Consider the following 19198-nt stretch of genomic DNA (forward strand, 5'->3'; position numbering starts at 1 on the left):
CTGCAAGATTATCCAGATTACAAAGAGGCTTTAAAGATAAAAGATAGCCTTGAATACAAACTAGGCGAAGAGTTTATAAAGGCTAGCAAAAACTGGTATAAGGGTGGATTTGTGAAATTTATGTTTAGCAGGATAAAGGCGTGAGAGTTTAGTCTCACGCTATTAAATTATTTTAGCCCAGCTTCATCAACGTATTTTGGCACGCTTCTTACGCCAGCAGCGAAGTATTTTTGGCGAAGCTCGTTCATCTGTGCTACTTGTGCGTCTGTCACGCTACCACTTGGGACATTGTAGCTCTCATCAAAGTATTTGCGTAAAATTTTTACCTTATCGCTGTCGGTTTTTGCGTTTGCTACGTCTTTGTAAATTAAAAACGACTTTTGAAGTGCGCTAATGTCGTGAACTGGGGTTAGGATTATCTTTAAATTCTCATCTTTTAGCGTTTTTTCAATGTTTTTAAGCTCGGCACGGCAGTAAGGGCATTCAGGGTCGCTAAACATTACTTTTGTCGGCTTTTTTGGGTCGTTGCCGATTGCGATTATGTTTTTAGCGTCCTCGTTTTTATAGACTGCTGAGAGCTTTTTTGTAAGCATTTTTTCGCCAAATTCAGCCTTGTGGCTCTTGTTGTTTTTTAAATCCAAAACATCTGGAAAGATAAAGTCGCCACTTGTAAAGACAATGTCGCTTTCGCTATTTTTGCCGTCGCTCATCGTGATTACCACGCCTTCAATATTGCTATTTTCAAGCTTTACACGCTCATCAACCTTCACATTCACGCTAGGCGGTAGCATTTGGCTATAAAAGCCAATGATTTGCTCGTTTGAAGCACCAAAAACGACACTTGAAGCGATCACGCTTGTTAGTAAAATTTTTTTCATTTTTTATCCTTTTTTTAAAAATTTTAACGATTATATTTTAAACTTTTAAACAGCTTTTAAACCTCTTTAAAAACCCTGTCCTGTCCGACCTTTGAAATTTCTGGCAGGGTATCAAGGTATTCAAGGTAAGCTAGGGCAAATTTTCGGCTTAAATTTAGCTCATTTTTTGCATTTTGCACATTTACAAAGCCGTCCTTTTTGATAATCTCTTTTAATAAACCAACTGCCATTTCAAGCGATTTTTGCGTTACAAAAAGGTTGTGTGCTAGGCGTTTTACCACGCCTTGTGCGGTTAGTTTTTTAAGCGCATTATCGCCACTAATCCTATCAATATCAAGCTCATCGTAGATATTATAAGGTGCATCTGGCGTAAGAGATGAGTTTTGTAAGATTTTTAAAATTTCATCTTCAAGGCGGAGTTTGATTTTTGAAAAATCCACGCCATTTTTCATATAAACGCCGTCATTTTTGCAAATAAATCTCTCATTTTCTAACTCATTTAGTGCCTTTTGGGCTAAATTTTGCGTCACCCAAGTAAGCTTTAAACTAATGCTAGTCGCTGAAAAAAGGGCAAATTCATTCTTGCTAAGAATAAATTTTATAAATTCTTTTACTCTTAAAATCGCCTCATCATCATAAACATTTAAAGCCGCCTCATCAACAAAGCAATTACTTAGCGTTTTTGCGATTTTTAGGGCGTCTTCGTGGGTTAGATTAAAGCGCTGAAAGGCACTAATTAGCCCAAAGCCATTTTTGTGAGATTGCTTTAAAATTTCAAACGCCCTTTTGAAATTTAGCTCATTTAGGGCGTTTAAAAGTGCGATTTTGCTCTGCTTTTTAAGCGGTTCAGTTATCGCATTTAGCACCCTGCCACCGCCAACAACCCTACCATCTTTTAGCAAAACAAATGGCTCATTAAAGCACAAAAACATCTCTTTATTAAATTTCAAAGTCGCAAATTTGTGCTTTTCATCGCTTAAAATTAGCACCTTTGCCACGCCCTGCTTAGCTCCGACGCAAAATGTAACGCTCTCGTTGTGATTTACGTTTGCAAATAAAATCACGTCAGCCTCAAAATTCCCCCTAAAAAAGCCTTTTTTGCTTAAAAGCTGACCCTTTTTTAGCTCGCTAAACTCAACTCCGCTTAAATTAAGCGCCACCCTTGTGCTAACCCCAGCCGTTTTTACATCGTTTTCGTGAGTTTGCACGCTTCTTACTAAGACCTCTTTTGATAAATCGTAATTAAACAGCTTCTCGCCACTTCTAACAGAGCCACTTAAAACGCTACCAGTAACGACCGAGCCAATACCCTTAATGCTAAACGCCCTGTCAATGTAATAGCGAAAAATTCCGCTCTCATCGCGTTTTTTTGGCTTTAAGGTAAAGAGATAATTTTTTAGCTCGTTTATGCTTAGTTTATCATTTATGCTTACAAAAAAGTGGTTTAAAAGCTCTAAATTTTCAATTTTAAGCAGTTGTTTTGCCTGAGTTAAAACCTCATCTAAACGCCAACTCTCAACTAAATCAGCCTTTGAAATGGCTAAAATTACGCTTTTAACGTTAAGCAGGTTTAAAATTTTAACGTGCTCAATGGTTTGGGGCATTACGCCGTCATTTGCAGCCACCACAAGCAAACAAGCATCAAAGCCAAAAGCCCCACTAATCATCGTTTTTACTAAATTTTCGTGTCCGGGCACGTCAATAAATGAGATATTTTCATCGCCGTTTTTTAGGTTTGAAAAGCTTAAATCTATTGTTATGCCACGCTCTTTTTCTTGTGCTAATGTATCGCCCTCAAAGCCGTTTATCGCCCTAATTAGCGATGTTTTGCCGTGATCAATGTGTCCGGCGGTGCCGATTATTAAACTACTCATTTTCTAACTCGTTTATGATTTTTATTAAATTTGTGATATCTTTATCCAAAATCGCCCTTAAATCAAGCAAAAATCGCTCATTTTCAATGCGTCCGATGATATTTTTTGCCCTAAATTTTGCTTCGTTTTTTTCTGGGTTGCCTTTGATGATTAGCGCGATGCTTGGCAGGGATTTATTTGGCAAACTCCCACCGCCAACAAAGGTCGTGGTTTTGTAAATTTCAAGCGGTTTTTTTAGCCTTTGGTTTATAAAATTTGCTAAATTTTCTAGCTCATTTTCGCTTTTATTTATCAGTTTTAGCGTGGTAATAAGCTCAAATTCTCTGTTTAAATACGCCTTAATGCTCTCACAAAGAATTGATAAAATTACCTTATCAACACGCAACATTCTTAAAAGCGGACTCTTTTTAAGGCGTGAAATTAGCGATTTTTTGCCTAAAATTATGCCACATTGAACCGAGCCAAAGAGCTTATCTCCGCTAAAACTAATCAAACTAACACCCTGATTTAAAATTTTTAGCACATTTGGCTCGTCCTTGCTAAGTCCGTGCGATAACACCCCAAAATAACCGCTGCCAAGGTCGTAATAATCAATTAAACCACGCTCTTTTGCAAGTGCGTGAAGGGCTGAAATTTCAACACTTTGGCTAAATCCGACAATTTCAAAGTTTGATCTATGTGCCTTAAAAATCATCTTTGTGTTCTCGTTTATTGCGTTTTCATAATCGCTTAGGCGGGTCTTATTTGTCGTGCCGACCTCCCTTAAAATCGCCCCAGCTCCGACCATAACATCAGGCACACGAAAACTACCCCCAATCTCAACAAGCTCGCCCCTGCTAACCACACATTCTCCGCCCTTTGCAAAGGTGTTTAACACCAAAAATACGGCACTTGCGTTGTTATTTACCACCAAGGCGTCCTCGCAACCAAAGAGCGAGCAAAGCAAAGACGAGGCGTAATCATAGCGGTTTGAGCGAGAGCCGTTAGCTAGGCTAAATTCTAGGTTTGAATAGCCAGTAATCACGCCCCTGGCGCGCTCTAAAAGCTCATCATTAATGACGCTTCTTGCTAAATTTGTGTGCATTACAACGCCAGTTGCGTTAATTACTGGTTGCAAACTTAGCCTTAAAAAATCATCATATCGCCTTGAAATTTCAGCGATAATCTCGTCAAAATTTAAAGCATTTTGCCCAGACTTTAAAAGCTCTCTTTGCTTATCTAAAACTGCTCTTGAAATTTGAGCTAAAACTGGCTTTAAATAGCTTTTAAAGCTTTTTACATTTAAAATTTTATCAATTTGCGGTAGGTTTTTAAAACTCATAAATTCTCCAAGTATTTTGGTTATACTGCTGGTATTTTAGCGTAAAATTTGGATTTTTAGATATAATAAGCGACTTTATTTTACAAATAATTTTTAGGATTTTTCGTGGATAAAAGTTTTAAAATTTTAACCAGTTACATTAAAAATTTCAACCTCTCAACTCACCTATTTTTGCTAATTTTTATCGCATTTAGTTTTAGCGTTTTAGCGCGTTTTTACTGGGTTAGCTGGGCTAGTAATTTTGCGATTTTCTTTTGGGATAATACGCTAATGATTAGCACAAATGATGGCTATGCCTTTGCTGAGGGGGCGCGTGATATGCTAGCTGGATTTCATCAAGAAAACGACCTTAGCTATTTTGGTAGCTCGCTCTCTACGCTCACGTTTTATATCGTTAAAATTTTTGGCATTAAGCTTGAAACTGCAATGCTTTATATGAGCGTGTTTTTTAGCTCACTCATTGTCGTGCCGATTTTGCTAATTGCAAATGAGTATAAAAACCTAAAAATCGGCTTTGTTGCAGCACTAATTGCAAGCGTGGCAAATAGCTATTATAACCGCACAATGGCTGGGTATTACGACACCGATATGCTAGTAATCGTTTTGCCGATGTTTATCATTTGGGGGTTAATTAGACTGGCACAAAACAGGCAAAAAGCCGATTTAATCATCGCCGTGATTTTTGTGCTAATTTATAACTGGTGGTATTTAAGCGGATTTTCGCTCCTAGCGATGACAATAGCGATTTTTACGCTTTATACGCTTATCTTTGAGCGAAAAAATCTGCTCTTTTACGCACAAATCGCCCTGCTTTTAATCGCAATTGCAAATCTAAATTTCTACCTAAAAATTTTAATAATTTTGGCATTTTACACTTTAAGTTTAACGCAAAAAAATCTATGGCAAAACCGCTTTATTTTTGGCTTTTTAGCCCTTTGTGTGGCGATTTTTGCACTTTGTGGCGGACTAAAACCGATTATTTTTCAGCTAAAATTTTACGTTTTTAGAGATGTAAGCGAGTTAAACGGACTTAGCTTTAAATTTTTTAACGTAAATCAGACGATTTTAGAGTCTGGTATGGTTGATTTTAGCCTGTTTTGTGAGAGAATTAGCGGTAGTTTGGTGGTGTTTTTTATCTCGTTTTTTGGACTTTTGCTTTTGTGTTTTAAACATAAAAATTTCTGTATTTCGCTTGGTATGATTTTGCTTGGATTTTTATCGTTTAAAAGCGGACTTAGATTTACAATCTACGCCGTGCCAGTTATGGCAATGGGTTTTGGCTATTTTGTCGTTTGGATTTTAGAAATTTTAAACATAAAAGATAGACTTTTATCAAATATTCTTTATGTTTTTTTAGCCATTTTAGCACTCTATCCGATACAAAATCACATTAAAGAGTATAAAATTTCGCCCGTTTTTGTTAAAAGCGAAGTTGAAATTTTAAACCAGCTAAAAGGCATTGCTGGGCGTGAGGATTATGTGCTAACTTGGTGGGATTATGGCTATCCGATACGCTTTTATTCAGATGTTAAAACGCTAATTGACGGGGGCAAACACCTTGGCAGGGATAACTTTGCTGTAAGCTACGCTTTATCGCAAAATCAGGCAAAATCAGCCGATATGGCTAGACTTGAAGTTGAATACACCGAGCGAAATTTCAAGGAGCGTTTTGGGGTAAATTTAGCCAAAATGATGAGCGATGCAAACGCAACCAACGTAAATGAATACCTAAATACGCTTGGCAACGGCGTAAAAATACCGCCAAAAACACGCGAAATTTACTACTATTTGCCAGATAGAATGACCTATATTTATCCGACGATTTTGCAGTTTAGTCGCCTTGATTTAAATAGTGGCAAAAGCTGGGGCGACCCGCTATTTTTGGTCTTTGAAAGCTACGCTCAAAACGAAAAAGGCATAGATTTTGGCGGCGGTAATATCCTTTTAAACGACTTCTCAACAATCCTAATAAACCGCATAAATTTAAGCATAAACACATTTTTTGAAGTTAAAACCGATGAAAACGACAAAGTAGTAACACTAAGCGTTCAAAACGACCCAAACTCAAACATTTTTGTCGTTTTTATGCGTGATTATGGGCGATTTTTGGTGCTTGATGAGAGTATGCTAAATAGCACATTTATCCAGCTTTTTGTCTTTGAAAACTACGATGAAAAACTCTTTGAGCCAGTGATTTTACAAGGCGCTGCAAAGGTTTATAGGCTAAAAATTTAATGGCACGAATTGGATTTTTATCTCACGCTGATATGAGCAAACAAAGCGACGACACAAATTGTCGTTGCGACTTTGCGAACCAATTAAGCAGTGATACAAATTATCACTGCGACTTGGCGAACAAACAAGACTTTGCGAACAACCTTGAGCGAATATTAGCGAAATTTTTAAAAAAGGCTAATTTTTAATGGCACGAATTGGATTTTTATCTCACGCTGATATGAGCATTTACTTCTTTCGCTCCCCAATAATGAGAGCCTTGCGTGATTTAGGGCACGAAGTCTTTGCGATCTGTCCAGACGGAGCGTTTGTATCTAGGCTAAAAAGTGAGTTTAATGTCGTAACCTACGAGCTTGATAGGGCTAGTTTAAATCCGCTTGTGGTGCTAAAAAACACGGCAAAATTAGCCGAAATTTTAAAGGGTTTAAACCTTGATCTGCTTCAAACATCAGCTCACAAATCAAATATTTTTGGCACATTTGCTGCAAAAAAGGCTGGGATTGGTCACGTTATAAATTTGGTTGAAGGGCTTGGCAGTTTTTACATTGATGATGATTTAAAAAGCCGTGCCGTTAGATGGGTGCTTGAAATTTTATACAAAAAAGCCCTAAATCTAAGTGAGGGCTGTATATTTGTAAATGATGCCGACCCAGCGTATTTTTTAAGCCAGAATCTAATAAAAAGTGAGAAAATTTTTAAGGTAAAAAGCGTTGGTGTAAATACGCAAAATTTTAACCCAGATACCACAAAAAAGGCAGATTTAGGCGATAAAAAGGTCATTTTGATGATCGGGCGTGCTATGTGGCACAAGGGCGTTAGGGAATTTTACGGAGCAGCCGACATCCTAAAAGAGCGAATGGACTGCGAGTTTGTCTATGTTGGCGAGGGGTTTGACGGCAACAAAAGCACAGCGGATTTAGTCTTTTTAAAAGGTGGCAACGTGCGTTATCTTGGGGCAAGAGATGACATAGCAGAGCTTTTAAAGGCTAGTTTTATGCTGGTTTTGCCAAGCTACAAAGAGGGCTTTCCTCGCACGATTTTAGAGGCGATGTGTATGGGACGAGCGGTCGTTGCTTCAAATGTAACGGGGTGCAATGAAGCGGTAATTGACGGCTTTAACGGACTACTTTGTGAGGTAAAAAATCCGCTAGATTTAGCAAAAAAGATAGAAATTTTACTAAATGATGAAAGCTTAACGCAAAAATTAGGGCAAAACGGCAGAGAGTGGGCATTAAGGGAGTTTGATGAGCGCTATATTGCTAAAAAATATGTAGAAATTTATAGGAATTTTATAGATGTATAGGCATTTTTTTAAACGATTTTTTGACATTTTAGGTGCTTTGGTGCTGATTTTTTTAACATTTTGGCTAATGGCGATTTTGTGGATTTTAATCCGTAAAAAACTAAACACAAACCCCATTTTTACGCAATCCAGACCGGGGCTAAACGGCGTAATTTTTAAAATTTACAAGTTTAAAACGATGAGTGATGAGCGTGATAAAAATGGCGAACTTTTGCCTGATGAGCTACGGCTTGGCGAGTTTGGTAAGAAAATTAGGGCTTTAAGCCTTGATGAGTTGCCACAGCTCTTTAACGTGCTAAACGGCGATATGAGTTTTATTGGGCCACGCCCACTCTTACCTGAATACTTACCACTTTATAGCGACTATCAAAAACGCCGCCACAACGTGCGTCCGGGCATTACTGGACTAGCTCAAATTAACGGCAGAAACGCCATAAGTTGGGGCGAGAAGTTTAAATTTGACGTGTTTTACGCTGATAATCTTAGCTTTTTACTAGACGTTAAAATCGCGCTTTTAACGATAAAAAAGGTCATTAAAAAAGAGGGCGTGAGCAAAGACGGACACGTTACGACCGAGAAATTTAACGGCAAAAATTAGGGGCAAAAATGGCAAAAATTTACATTTATGGCGGTAGCGGACACGGGCTTGTTTGTGCTGACGTGGCAAGTAGCGTGGGATACGATGAGATCGTGTTTTTAGACGATAAAAGCGATATGAAATTTAGCCCAAATTTGCCAAAAGCCGATATTTTTATAGCCGTTGGCGATAACAAAACTCGCTCGGTGCTAACAAAACGTGTGCTTGACGCTGGATTTAGCCTAGTTTCGCTCGTGCATAAAAGTGCAGTCATTAGCCAAAGTGTCGCCCTAGCACGAGGTGTGCTTGTAATGCCAAACGCCGTAATCAACGCAAAAGCCGTCATAAAAATGGGCGCAATCATCAACTCATCAGCCGTGATAGAGCACGAATGCGTGGTGGGTGAGTTTGCTCACATTAGTCCAAATGCCTCGATCGCTGGAGCCGTTAAAGTTGGCGACTTTACGCACGTTGGCATAGGCTCATCGGTGATTCAAGGCGTAAATATCGGCGAAAACTGCATAATCGGCGCTGGCAGCGTGGTCGTAAAAGATATAGCTGACAACCAAAAAGCCTACGGCGTCCCAGCTAGGGTCGTTTAGTTTTTATTTTAATTATATTAAAAAGAATAAAAGGCGTTTTTGGATTAAAATTTTAGTGTAGTTTATAAATTTTTTCTAAATGTAAAGCTAACTTGTTACTTGGTAAATGGCGAAAATTTTGTGAAAAATGCAAAATTTAAAAACGCTAAAACGTAAAAAAAATCCAAACTGCGAACGCCGATTGAAAATCGGCAAGTGTTCGCCACCTTAGAAGCGTTGTCGTGGGGGAGCAGACGACCACAAAAATGGTATTACGATACCATTTTTGTGGTCTGCGAGTTATAGTTAAGGGAAAAGGGGGCGACCCTACTTCGCTTTGCTCGTTCTAAAAGCAGAACGCAAAAGAAGCCCCCCCTTCTCCCTTAAAATAAAGTGAGCGACGCTCTAAATAAAATCCAACGTTCTATTTCAAATAAAAATTTTGTTTTCAAATTATGGCAAAGACAAGAGATGATCCTAATCCGCTTTGCTCGTGCCAAAAATCAAACAAAATGCAAAAACATACAAAACCACACAAATTTTTAAAAAATCAAAACCAAAAAATGCAAGCAGGTTGATTTCACGTTTTTATTTTTTAAAAACTAATGAGTATTTAACAAAAATAAAATAAGCACAAGAATCACAAGCACAAAAATAAGCTTTGAAATTTGCACCAGCCTGTAACGCCTTAAAGCCTTTTTAAACAGCAAATTATCAACGCCAAGAGCCCTTAAAGTGGCGTTTATTTCATCGTTTGTGCTGTTTTTATCGTATAAAATAATGAGCGAACAGCCCTATTTTTTCATAAAATTTGGGTCTAAAAACGCCACAAATTTATCCCCAGCACGCCTGATTTCTTGCTTTCTACGGCACATAACGCCGTGAGCGTTAATGGTGCTAATTATCTCGTGTATGGCGTTTTGCTCGTCCTCGCCATTTAAATTTGGGCGTTTTTGGTAGTTATGCTCGTGCCATCACGCCTTTTAAAAGTTGCTAAAATCATTGTAAAACCTTATGTTTTTTGGCTATTTAAAAGCCATTTACACCATTATATTTCAAAAAAAAACAACTTAAAGTTAATGAAAAGTATAAAAATAGTTAAAATTTTATCTTGTAGGTTATGCTTTTTGCGAATTCGTAGGTGCGTTTTTGGGCGAAATTCATATTTAAATTAGCACTGATAAAGCTAGGTAAAAGCGTGATTTGAGCGTTTAAAGATGCTAAAAATTCGGTGTTTTCTTTAAGAGATGATGATAATTTCTCGCAATTTTCTATCTTGCCAGAGATTTGCCCTGTTTTTAAATAAAATTTCACTCGTTCGCCAAAAAAGCTTGGCAGAGCGTTTAAATTTATTTCCTCATCTTTAATAAATTTTTTTAGCTCATCACTGCTAACTGACGTTTCATTCATATTTTCGTGCTTTTGTATTTGATGAGTGTGTTGTGTTTGTGTTTTGTTTTTATTTAAATTTGCACTGGCATTTAGCTCTCCACCGACGCCTTTTACCTTTGCTTCTGTGTTAAAATCAGCACCAAAATTGGTGCTTAAATGCTCTTTTGACTGCGTTTCATAGCTAAACTCATACGATTTTATACCCATACGAAGCGAGAGAGCAAAGACTGCTCGGTTTAAGTCATAAACGTAAATTCTAAAAAGCTAAAAATTTCATCCTTGCTAACCATTGTCATATCAAAAATTTCAAGGTCAGCACCATTTTGTCTAACCTCATTTTTTAACTCTTTTTGCTTTAAATTTTGTAATTCAATTTTGTTTTTTCTTTGTTAAATTAAGGTATTTTATTTAAAAAAACGGCTTAAAGTAAATGAGAAAATAAATTTTCTTGTGGTTTTTGCTGATTTAGGGCGTTTAAAACTTCTAGTTTTTTGCTAAAAACTAAAATGTAGCGAAAATTTTTAAGCGTTGTAATTTCAGAAACATTATCAAAATAAAAGGCGTTTTTTACCTTAAAATTTTCACTTTTTGGGATTGCGATGATAAAATCATCTTGGCTAAAATTTTCACTAAGATAGCTTATTTCAAGCTTTAAAAGCTCTAAGTCGCTCTCAACTATAACGGCACGAAATGTTGAGCCAAAGCTTGTAGCTTGAAAATCCTTATCAATAAAAATCGGCTCAAAATGCCCTAAATTTTTAAAATCTGAAATTTTAAACGAGATATTATTTTGGTTTAAAAATTTAATTAAACCGCAAAAATCGCCTAAAAAAACTTCTGAAATGTTTAAATTTTGATAATAAACGCCATCACAAATTGTGTTTATAAAAAACATTGAGCCTTTGGTCGTTAAAGTCGCATTTGGGTCTGAAAAAACGCACTCGTAAATGGGCGAGAGCTGCTCTAAAAGATAGCTCTTATCGCTAAAAAAAATCTCGCCCTTCCTAGCAAAATAGACGCTTTTAAAAAGCTCGTCAATTTGAGTGGGCAAAAGCGTGGCATTTTTCACGCTCATACGCCCTAAAATCGCCATTAAAACGGCATTTACGTAAAAAAATTTAAGCCCATTTTGGCTGATAAAAAACCGCATAAGTCTAAACAGCGCACTTTGGATATTTTCAACCTTAATGTATGCGACTTCTTCATCAGAAATTTTCACGCTTTCGCTAGTTATTATGGCGTAAGCGCCGTTTTTTAGGGCTTCATCAATGTCTAGCTGATTTGCCATTAGACAGATAAACGCTTCGCCACGTTTTATCGCCTTTGCGTGAAAATTAAAGCCACTAACCTGCGAAATTACAGGGTTATTTAGCAAAATTCCATTTAAAAGGCGACTTAAACTCTCAACTCTCATCTAGCCCACAACCGCTCCGTTTTTAACCTTTTGGTGAGTCCCAAGAAGCACGAGCGAGCCGTCATCGGCTGATAAAATCATACCTTGACTGACATATTTTTTCATCATCACGCGCTCTTTTAGGTTGGCTAAAACGCAAACTTGTTTGCCAATAAGCGTGGCTGGGTCGTAAAATTTAGCAATGCCTGAAAGGATTTGGCGTGGCTCATTTTCGCCTAGATCAATCTTAAATTTAAGCAGTTTATCGCTACCTTCAACCCTTTCACACTCTAAAACTTCGCCGACTTTTATGACGATTTTTGCAAAGTCATCAATGCTAATAATCTCGCTTTTTTCTTCATCTTTTTGTGGTGCGCTCATTTGTGGATTTGGCATTAACTCACCCTCAATGCGAGTAATTAACGGCTCGGTTTTAACGGCTTTAAAGTCTAAAAGCTCTGCATTTTTAACCAAACGCTCGTAATTTTTTGGCGAAATTTCAAAGCCAAGAGCGGCTGCGATTTTATCGCAAGTTTTTGGCATAGCTGGGCTTAAAAGCAGTGCAACTTTGGCTAGTAAATTTGCACAAAGCCCCACAAGAGCGTTGGCTTCATCGGTTTTATTCTCTTTTATGAGCGTCCAAGGCTCATACTTTGCAATAGCCGTATTTGCAAGTGTTATCACTCGCCAAAGCTCTTCTAAATAGCGATTTGGCGCGATATTTTCTAAATTATTAATGGCATTTTTTAGATACTCATCTGCTTCATTTAGTTCTGCTTTATAAAATTTAACCACATTTTTTGATGAAATTTCAAAGTTGCTATACTTCATACTCATACCAATTATACGACTTAAAAGGTTACCAAGCCCATTGCCAAGCTCGGAGTTAATCCGCTCAATGAGTGCCTTTTGGCTAAAATCGCCGTCTTGCCCAAATGGCACTTCACGAAGCAAAAAGTAGCGAAAATTTTCAAGTCCGTAAGCGTCTGCTACCTCTTTTGGATTTACGACATTGCCTTTGCTTTTACTCATTTTTTCGCCATTTCTAGTCCACCAGCCGTGAGCTGCTACGCATTTTGGCAAAGGTAGCTCTAAGCTCATTAAAAACGCTGGCCAATACACAGCGTGAAAGCGTAAAATATCCTTGCCAACAAGGTGTGTCGTGTCGCTCCAAAAGTCCATTTTAGCGTTATCTCGTGAGTAGCCAAGCGTCGTTAAGTAGTTTATTAACGCATCAAGCCAAACATACATAACGTGCTTTGGGTCGTTTAAATTTTCTGGTAGTTTTACGCCCCAGTCAAAGCTGGTGCGAGTGATTGAGAGATCTTTTAAACCGCCCTTTACAAAGCTTACAACTTCGTTTTTTTTGCCCTTTGGGACGATGCAATTTTCGTTTTCTTCATACCATTTTAAAAGGGCGTTTTCATATTTTGATAGTCTAAAAAAGTAGCTTTCTTCTTTAACAACGCTAGTTTTTCGCCCACAATCTGGACAGCAGTTATCATCAAGTAGCTGAGTTTGGGTAAAAAATGTTTCGCAACTAACGCAGTAAAAGCCCTCGTATTCGCCCTTGTAAATGTCGCCCTTTTCATACATTTTAGCAAAGGCGTTTTGTGCTGTTAGCTTGTGTGTTTCGTCGGTTGTTCTGATAAAATAATCATAGCTTATCTCAAACTCGTCCCACAATGAGCGAAATTTACCGCTTATCTCATCGGCGTATTCTTTTGGGGTTTTGCCCCTTAGTTTTGCGGCTTGTTCTATCTTTTGTCCGTGCTCATCAGTGCCAGTCATAAAGTAGGTTTCATTGCCTTTTAAACGGCTAAAACGCGCTAAGGTGTCAGTGATGATAGTCGTGTAGGCGTGTCCGATGTGTGGGACGTCATTTACGTAATAAATTGGTGTTGTGAAGTATTTTTTCATCTTTATCCTTTAAAATTCAAATCCGCCAGAATCGCCCTTTGACATTGAGTTGTAGGCGGCATCTACGTAGTTTTTGCGAGTTTCGCACTCAAAAATCAGCTCGCAGTTAAAGCAAGAGCTTAGCCCCTTTTGTGCTTGGCAGTCAGTTAAAATTTTAGCCATTTCATCAAGCCTTAACTCAAACTCATCTTTAACCATTATAAGCCTTTAAAAGTGCCGTGATTTCATACTTTGAGCCAAAAAAGCAAGGCGTTGTTTGATGAGTTTTTTCTACCTTTATATCAAGCAAATTTTTAGCTCCGTCAATCGCCGCGCCACCGGCATTTTCATAAATAAACGCAAACGGCAATACTTCAAAAAGCACCCTAAGTTTGCCATTTTGCGCGTCACTCGTGGCTGGATAGCTAAATAGTCCACCGCCTTTTAGTAAAATTTGGTGCAAGTCAGCGACCATTGCGCCAGAGTAGCGAAGTCGGTAACCCTCTTCAAATAGCGATTTTATAAACTTTGCGTGAGTGGGGCTCCAACCCTTTTGCGTCGCGCCACTTGCGTTTAGTTTGCCCTTTTCATTTAGGCTTAGCTCTTTTATAAATTTAAACTCGCCCTGCCTATCAAGCCTAAATAGCTCTGGTTTAGCGCCACTGCAAACCACAAGCTCTAAGCGTGGCCCATAGACTGCATAAACCGCCATTTTTAGGGCTTTTGGACTAAGTTCGTTTTCATAAATGGCGAAAATTGAGCCGACTGCAAAATTTACATCAACAAGGCTTGAACCATCAAGCGGGTCGTAGGCGACTATGAATTTTGCGTTTTCATTTAAATTTAGTGGCTCATCTTTTTCTTCGCTAATTAACGCCTTTATGCTTGAAATTTTGCCAAGCGTCTCTGTAATTATCTCGTCGCTTAAAACGTCAAGTTTTAGCTGTGTGTCGCCAGTAGCGTTAGCGTGTGTGGTGTAGCCTAAATCGGCGTATTTTATCTCATCTGCGATTTTGATAACCGCTGTTTTAATTGCGTTTAAAATTTCATTCATCTTTACCCCTTAAACTTTTTTTGCATTTTTTAAAATCCACTCGCAAATGGCGTTCGTGTCGTCTAAATTTATATTTGTGATATCAAAATTAGTGCTATTTTGATAGGTCGCTATGGCGTTTGAAAACGGCAAATAGCTCTCATCTATTTTATCCTTAAATACACTAATTCTTGGTAAATCAAGCGTTTTTAAGCCCTCAACTAAGAGCAAGTCAAACTCGCCAAGCATTTTTATGACATCATCAAGGCTTGACTTTTCTTTGCTAAAATATGTAGTTCTTGTTGGGCTAAGCACGACTACATCGGCACCTGCCTCGCTAAATCTAAAACTATCCTTGCCCTTTACATCAAACTGCGCCTTATCGCCCGGGTCGTGCTTGATGACGACTACTTTTAGCCCTTGTGCTATGAAATTTTGTGTAACCTTTAAAATAAGCGTAGTCTTGCCACTATTTGACGGGCCAGAAAACGCAACTGCAAGCTGTTTCATAAAAACCTTTTTTGTAAAAATAGCTTTGATTATAGCCAAAACAGACAAAAATTACGATAAAATACACCAAAAATTTAGGGTAAAAATATGAGAAAAATTATAAATTTTATGGTGATTTTGGCGTTTTTTGTGGGCTGTTCTAGCAAAGAAATAATCCACGAGCCAATAAAAAATGAAATTTTAGCCTACACACAAAAGGCTGAGATTATCAGCCAAAATGAGCGTGCCTTAATCGTAGCGACTTATACAAATCCGATACAAAAATCAGATGATGAAAATTTCATAATCTCAATAAATCCAGCCGATTTTAAAATCCTAAATGCCAGTGTAAATGGCGATTTTGACGTGAAATTTAGCGAAATTTCAGATAAAGATGAGAGATTAAACAAAGCTGGATTTAACCTGCCTTGGGCAAGGCATTACGAGCTAATCGCACCCACAAAAGATAGCAAAAAGCTCGTTTTAGTGCTTAAAATTTCTCAAAATGATAGCCCCCACGAGGTTCGTTTAGAATTTGCAAAAGTTGCGAAATCTTTATATTGGAACCCATAAGCGAGCTATAAACAACGTAGTTTGAAAGCACCTTTTTGCCGTAATTTCTGGTTTCAGCGTAAGGGACTAGCTCCATTGATAAAAACGGCTCAAACTCGCCACCCCTAAACATATCATCTCGTTTTAACAAACGCTTTGTAAAGCCGATACCGCCGTTGTAAGCGTAAGCGATAAAGAGCGGATGAGATAGGAATTTTTCAAGATAATTTAAATGATGATTTGCAAATTTATAAGCCACGCTTGGCAAAAACATCATCGTTTCATCAAAATTTTCAATTTTTAGCTCTTTTTTGCCAATAGCGTTTGCTAAAAACGGCATAAACTGCATAGTGCCAAGTGCGTATGAGGTTGAAATTACGGCTGGTAAAAACAAACTCTCCTGCCTTGCTAGGGCAAAAATCAGCGTTTTTCGCTGTGCGTCTAGCTCATCAAGCGACTCATTTTGCGGGATTATGTAGTAGTTTTTACCCCAGCCAGTCGCCTTTTGCATAAAATAAACATAGGCACTCACGCTCTCTTTTGTATAGAATTTACTAGCTAGTTTTAAAAGCTCATCTTTGCTTAAATTTTCTGCCTTATTTGCAAGAATTTGCCACGTAAATGGGTCTTTTATGTTTGGCTCATCAGCACTTTTCACGCTTGGGCTAGGCACGTAAATTTCAAACGGCTTTGCGTTTAAAAGCTCCTTTGCATAGAGCGAATAGATGTTAATATCAGTGCTGTTTGCTAGCTCATTTAGTGCTTGTTTTTGCCCTAAAAGATAGAGCCAAAATTTAGCATTATCCCTTTGGCTTTGATACTCAAAAGTTAGACTTGCTTGTTTAAAAAACGCCATTGCTATGCTGTTTTGCTTTAAAATCAGGGCGTTTAAACCAAGCAAAAAAGCGTCATTTTTTGCAGTAATTTGTGGGTCTATTTTTAAAAAATTACTCCTAAAATTTTCAAATTTTCTCTCAAAAATCGCCGAGTTTAAAAGGCTTGAAAATCCCTTTGCGTTATAAAGTGCGTTCATAAAATTTAAGGGCAAATCAACCGCTTTATCGCTATCTTTTAAAAGCGTGATAAACTCGCTTACAGCACCGATTTTTGCCATTGTCATTAGCTTATCATCGCTGTTTAGGGCTAGTAAAATTTGCGATTTTTTAGGGTAGCTTTTTTCTAAATTTAGGGCTAAAATGTGCCTAGTTTTCTCATCAAGTTTTAGGCTAAAATTTATAGTTGTCAAGGCGTTTTGACAGCTTAGATTTGCATCAAGTATATTTTTTAGCCCAAAGCGGTCGCAAATGCCGATTTTTTGGGCTTTTGGCAGGATTTTATCAAGCGTTTTTTTTACAGCACCACCATTTCTGTAAAGCTGGGTTGAGAGAATTTTAGCCTGTTCTTTGCTAACGCCGACTTCGTTTATTAGGCGGTTTATGTAGTAGTCTTTTGCAAGGCTTTTTGGTTTGTCTTTTAGCTCATCAAAGCTTAAAACCCTAGCATCTAAAACGCCCAAAATTAGGGCTAAAATGCTACAAAGAAGCCGCAAATTCACCTAAAAGCCTTATAAAAAATAGATCAATAAATTGAAGTGCTAAAAGCACGATGATTGGCGTTATCTCAATGCCGTTAAAATTTGTTGGCATTACACGGCGGATTTTTTCATAAACTGGCTCTGTTAGACGCATTAAAAGCTGGACGATTGGGTTGTATGGATCTGGTCTAACCCAGCTAATTAGTGCTGAGATGATAATAACCCAAATATAAATTTGAATAATTAAATGTAAAATATTAGCAACTGCCATTAAAAACGTAGATAAAATCACCTTACAATCTCCTTTAAATCATCTTTTATAAGCGGATAAAGTTCGCTAAGCTCAGGGCCGTGAAGCTCTCCTGTTAGCAGCATTCTAAGTGGCATAAAAAAGCTTTTGCTCTTTAAGCTTGTGGCTTTAATTAGCTCGTTTTTAAACTCGTCATAGCTCTGGCAGGGCTTTAAGCTTAAAATGGCACTTTTTATTATCTCAAACTCATTTTTATACTCGTCCGGCGCCACTTTTGGGCTGTAAATTTTTGCGATTTTTTCTTTTATCTCTGGGATTAGCGAGGCCTCTTGTGTGTAAAATCTAGCCAAATTTGGCTTATCAAGCCCAAGCTCTTTTAGCCTATCATCGCTTGCGATTTTGATATGCTCACGATTTACGTGTTTTAGCATATTTAGATCAAATTTTGCCGGCGAGCGTGAAATTTTACTTATATCAAACCACTTTGCAGCCTCATCTATCGTGAAAATTTCAACTGGCGTTTTATTGCCCAAAAGCACGAGATAGTTTGCGATAGCCTCAGGCATAAAACCGATACCCAACATCCATTTTACGCTACTTGCGTCATCTCTTTTGCTCATCTTTTTGCCGTCTTCATTTAGAATTATTGGCAGGTGAGCGTATTGCATTTTTTGCGTGTAGCCAAGCCCCTGCCTAATTAAATCCTGCTTTGGCGTGTTGCTTACGTGATCTTCGCCACGAATGACAAATGTCACGCCTTCAAGCATATCATCAACCGCACACGCAAAGTTATACGTTGGCGTCTTATCAGCTCTCATTATCACAAAGCTATCAATCGCGTCAGGCTCAAAGCTAAGCTCGCCCTTTATGGCGTCTGTAAAGCTCATCGTGCTTTTTGGCTTTTTCATACGGATAACAAATGGCTTGTCGTTATTTAGCACCTCTTCGTTGCTTAAACGCTCACAAGTGCCGTCATATCGGTAAGGTGCGCCCTCGCTTTTTGCCTTCTCTTTTTTGGCTTCTAGCTCGCTTTCAGTGCAAAAACAAGCAAACGCTTTTTTGTCTATTAACAGCTTTGCGGCTAACTCCCTGTGAAATTTCAAATTCTCACTTTGGATATAGATGTGAGCTGGTTTTATGCCAAAATGGCTTAAAATTTCAATAATCTCTTTTTCTTTGCCCTTGATATTTCGCTCGGTGTCGGTGTCTTCAATGCGTAAGATGAAGCCACTATTTTCTTTAAGCGAACAGATATAGTTAAAAATTGCTGCACGTAGGTTGCCTATGTGCATATCGCCTGTTGGCGACGGCGCAAAACGATACATTTGTGTCCTTTTTTTGCTAAATTTTAATCGCAAATTATATCACATTATGCGTTTATAAAGCTTTATTTTGTAAAATCTGCGTTTTTAAAATTTACACAAAAGGATAAAATTTGAGTTTCATCAAGGAATTTAAAGAATTTGCAATGCGTGGCAACGTCATTGATATGGCTGTGGGCGTCGTAATCGGCGGTGCTTTTGGCAAAATCGTATCATCGCTCGTAAGCGATGTCATAATGCCAGTTGTTGGCGTTTTAACGGGTGGGGTAAATTTTACAGATTATAAATTTACGCTAAAAGAGGCGGTCGGCGAAGTCCCTGCTGTTACGATAAATTACGGCTCATTTATTCAAACAATGGTTGATTTTACGATTATTGCATTTTGTATTTTTTGTGCGATAAAAGCGATAAATACGCTAAAACGTGAGCCAGAACCAAAAGAGAGCGAACCTGAAAAAACCCCAGCCGACATTGAGCTTTTAACACAAATTAGAGATTTGCTAAAAGAAAAAAATAGCTAAATTTGTAATTTAGTGAAAAAACTACATAAAATACATTAAAAATT

The 19198-nt window shown here is 37.9% G+C and carries 19 protein-coding genes; 7 read left to right on the plus strand and 12 right to left on the minus strand.

Going from position 1 to position 19198, the window contains the following annotated elements:
- Complete coding sequence (locus NYG85_RS12250; protein ID WP_489752957.1) at positions 1–144, plus strand: hypothetical protein; 144 nt, start codon at positions 1–3, stop codon at positions 142–144.
- Between the two features lie 23 nt (positions 145–167).
- Here the strand turns inward: NYG85_RS12250 and NYG85_RS04805 are convergent, their stop codons facing one another.
- Genes NYG85_RS04805 through selA form a run of 3 tightly spaced genes read right to left on the minus strand, consistent with a single transcriptional unit; the run spans position 168 to position 4073 of the window.
- Positions 168–878, minus strand: a complete 711-nt coding sequence (locus NYG85_RS04805) for a thioredoxin domain-containing protein (RefSeq protein ID WP_284937356.1) — start codon at positions 876–878, stop codon at positions 168–170.
- A gap of 56 nt (positions 879–934) precedes the next feature.
- Positions 935–2752 carry a selenocysteine-specific translation elongation factor gene (gene selB / locus NYG85_RS04810; protein ID WP_284937357.1) on the minus strand — a complete coding sequence of 606 codons (1818 nt, stop codon included), beginning with the start codon at positions 2750–2752 and terminating at the stop codon, positions 935–937.
- Complete coding sequence (selA, locus tag NYG85_RS04815; RefSeq protein WP_284937358.1) at positions 2745–4073, minus strand: L-seryl-tRNA(Sec) selenium transferase; 1329 nt, start codon at positions 4071–4073, stop codon at positions 2745–2747. Before selA ends, selB begins: the two co-directional genes overlap by 8 nt.
- Positions 4074–4178: 105 nt before the next feature.
- Here selA and NYG85_RS04820 point away from each other — a divergent pair, with 105 nt between their 5' ends.
- The 4 genes from NYG85_RS04820 to NYG85_RS04835 all read left to right on the plus strand — a co-directional run bounded on the left by NYG85_RS04820 (position 4179) and on the right by NYG85_RS04835 (position 8790).
- Positions 4179–6308, plus strand: a complete 2130-nt coding sequence (locus NYG85_RS04820; RefSeq protein ID WP_284937359.1) for an STT3 domain-containing protein — start codon at positions 4179–4181, stop codon at positions 6306–6308.
- Between the two features lie 187 nt (positions 6309–6495).
- Positions 6496–7611, plus strand: a complete 1116-nt coding sequence (gene pglA / locus NYG85_RS04825) for a N,N'-diacetylbacillosaminyl-diphospho-undecaprenol alpha-1,3-N-acetylgalactosaminyltransferase (RefSeq protein ID WP_284937360.1) — start codon at positions 6496–6498, stop codon at positions 7609–7611.
- Complete coding sequence (locus NYG85_RS04830; protein WP_284937361.1) at positions 7604–8209, plus strand: sugar transferase; 606 nt, start codon at positions 7604–7606, stop codon at positions 8207–8209. The genes pglA and NYG85_RS04830 overlap by 8 nt, the downstream gene beginning before the upstream one ends.
- Positions 8210–8217: 8 nt before the next feature.
- On the plus strand, positions 8218–8790 hold the full coding sequence (locus NYG85_RS04835; RefSeq protein ID WP_284937362.1) for an acetyltransferase: 573 nt from the start codon (positions 8218–8220) through the stop codon (positions 8788–8790).
- Positions 8791–9867: 1077 nt separating this feature from the next.
- Here the strand turns inward: NYG85_RS04835 and NYG85_RS04840 are convergent.
- From NYG85_RS04840 to mobB, 6 genes are all read right to left on the minus strand, one after another.
- Positions 9868–10368 carry a hypothetical protein gene (locus NYG85_RS04840; protein WP_284937363.1) on the minus strand — a complete coding sequence of 167 codons (501 nt, stop codon included), beginning with the start codon at positions 10366–10368 and terminating at the stop codon, positions 9868–9870.
- Positions 10369–10582: 214 nt separating this feature from the next.
- The gene (locus NYG85_RS04845; RefSeq protein WP_284937364.1) at positions 10583–11575 is read right to left on the minus strand and encodes a ferrochelatase; all 993 of its coding nucleotides are present in this window, start codon (positions 11573–11575) and stop codon (positions 10583–10585) included.
- Positions 11576–13474, minus strand: coding sequence for a methionine--tRNA ligase (gene metG, locus NYG85_RS04850; RefSeq protein WP_284937365.1), 1899 nt, complete (start codon positions 13472–13474; stop codon positions 11576–11578).
- 9 nt (positions 13475–13483) lie between these two features.
- Positions 13484–13672, minus strand: a complete 189-nt coding sequence (locus tag NYG85_RS04855; protein WP_284937366.1) for a hypothetical protein — start codon at positions 13670–13672, stop codon at positions 13484–13486.
- Positions 13665–14507: a class 1 fructose-bisphosphatase gene (locus NYG85_RS04860; RefSeq protein WP_284937367.1), complete on the minus strand. Its 843-nt coding sequence runs from the start codon at positions 14505–14507 to the stop codon at positions 13665–13667. Before NYG85_RS04860 ends, NYG85_RS04855 begins: the two co-directional genes overlap by 8 nt.
- Positions 14508–14516: 9 nt before the next feature.
- A complete protein-coding gene (gene mobB, locus NYG85_RS04865) occupies positions 14517–14996 on the minus strand; it encodes a molybdopterin-guanine dinucleotide biosynthesis protein B (protein ID WP_284937368.1) in 480 nt (159 codons plus the stop codon).
- A gap of 87 nt (positions 14997–15083) precedes the next feature.
- On the opposite strand from mobB, the gene NYG85_RS04870 reads away from it, so the two are divergent.
- On the plus strand, positions 15084–15548 hold the full coding sequence (locus NYG85_RS04870; RefSeq protein ID WP_284937369.1) for a hypothetical protein: 465 nt from the start codon (positions 15084–15086) through the stop codon (positions 15546–15548).
- Here the strand turns inward: NYG85_RS04870 and NYG85_RS04875 are convergent.
- From NYG85_RS04875 to gltX, 3 genes are read right to left on the minus strand one after another with little or no spacing between them, the layout of a single operon-like run.
- The gene (locus NYG85_RS04875; protein ID WP_284937370.1) at positions 15466–17082 is read right to left on the minus strand and encodes a lytic transglycosylase domain-containing protein; all 1617 of its coding nucleotides are present in this window, start codon (positions 17080–17082) and stop codon (positions 15466–15468) included. The two genes, NYG85_RS04870 and NYG85_RS04875, sit on opposite strands and share 83 nt — an antisense overlap.
- Positions 17060–17353 carry a YggT family protein gene (locus tag NYG85_RS04880; RefSeq protein ID WP_284937371.1) on the minus strand — a complete coding sequence of 98 codons (294 nt, stop codon included), beginning with the start codon at positions 17351–17353 and terminating at the stop codon, positions 17060–17062. The genes NYG85_RS04875 and NYG85_RS04880 overlap by 23 nt, the downstream gene beginning before the upstream one ends.
- The gene (gene gltX, locus NYG85_RS04885) at positions 17350–18636 is read right to left on the minus strand and encodes a glutamate--tRNA ligase (RefSeq protein WP_284937372.1); all 1287 of its coding nucleotides are present in this window, start codon (positions 18634–18636) and stop codon (positions 17350–17352) included. Before gltX ends, NYG85_RS04880 begins: the two co-directional genes overlap by 4 nt.
- A 110-nt stretch (positions 18637–18746) precedes the next feature.
- Between gltX and mscL the strand changes: the two genes are divergently transcribed.
- Positions 18747–19154, plus strand: a complete 408-nt coding sequence (gene mscL / locus NYG85_RS04890; RefSeq protein ID WP_284937373.1) for a large-conductance mechanosensitive channel protein MscL — start codon at positions 18747–18749, stop codon at positions 19152–19154.
- Positions 19155–19198: the final 44 nt, after the last annotated feature.

Origin of the sequence: Campylobacter gastrosuis (assembly GCF_030249845.1) — a bacterium.
GTDB lineage: Bacteria > Campylobacterota > Campylobacteria > Campylobacterales > Campylobacteraceae > Campylobacter_A > Campylobacter_A gastrosuis.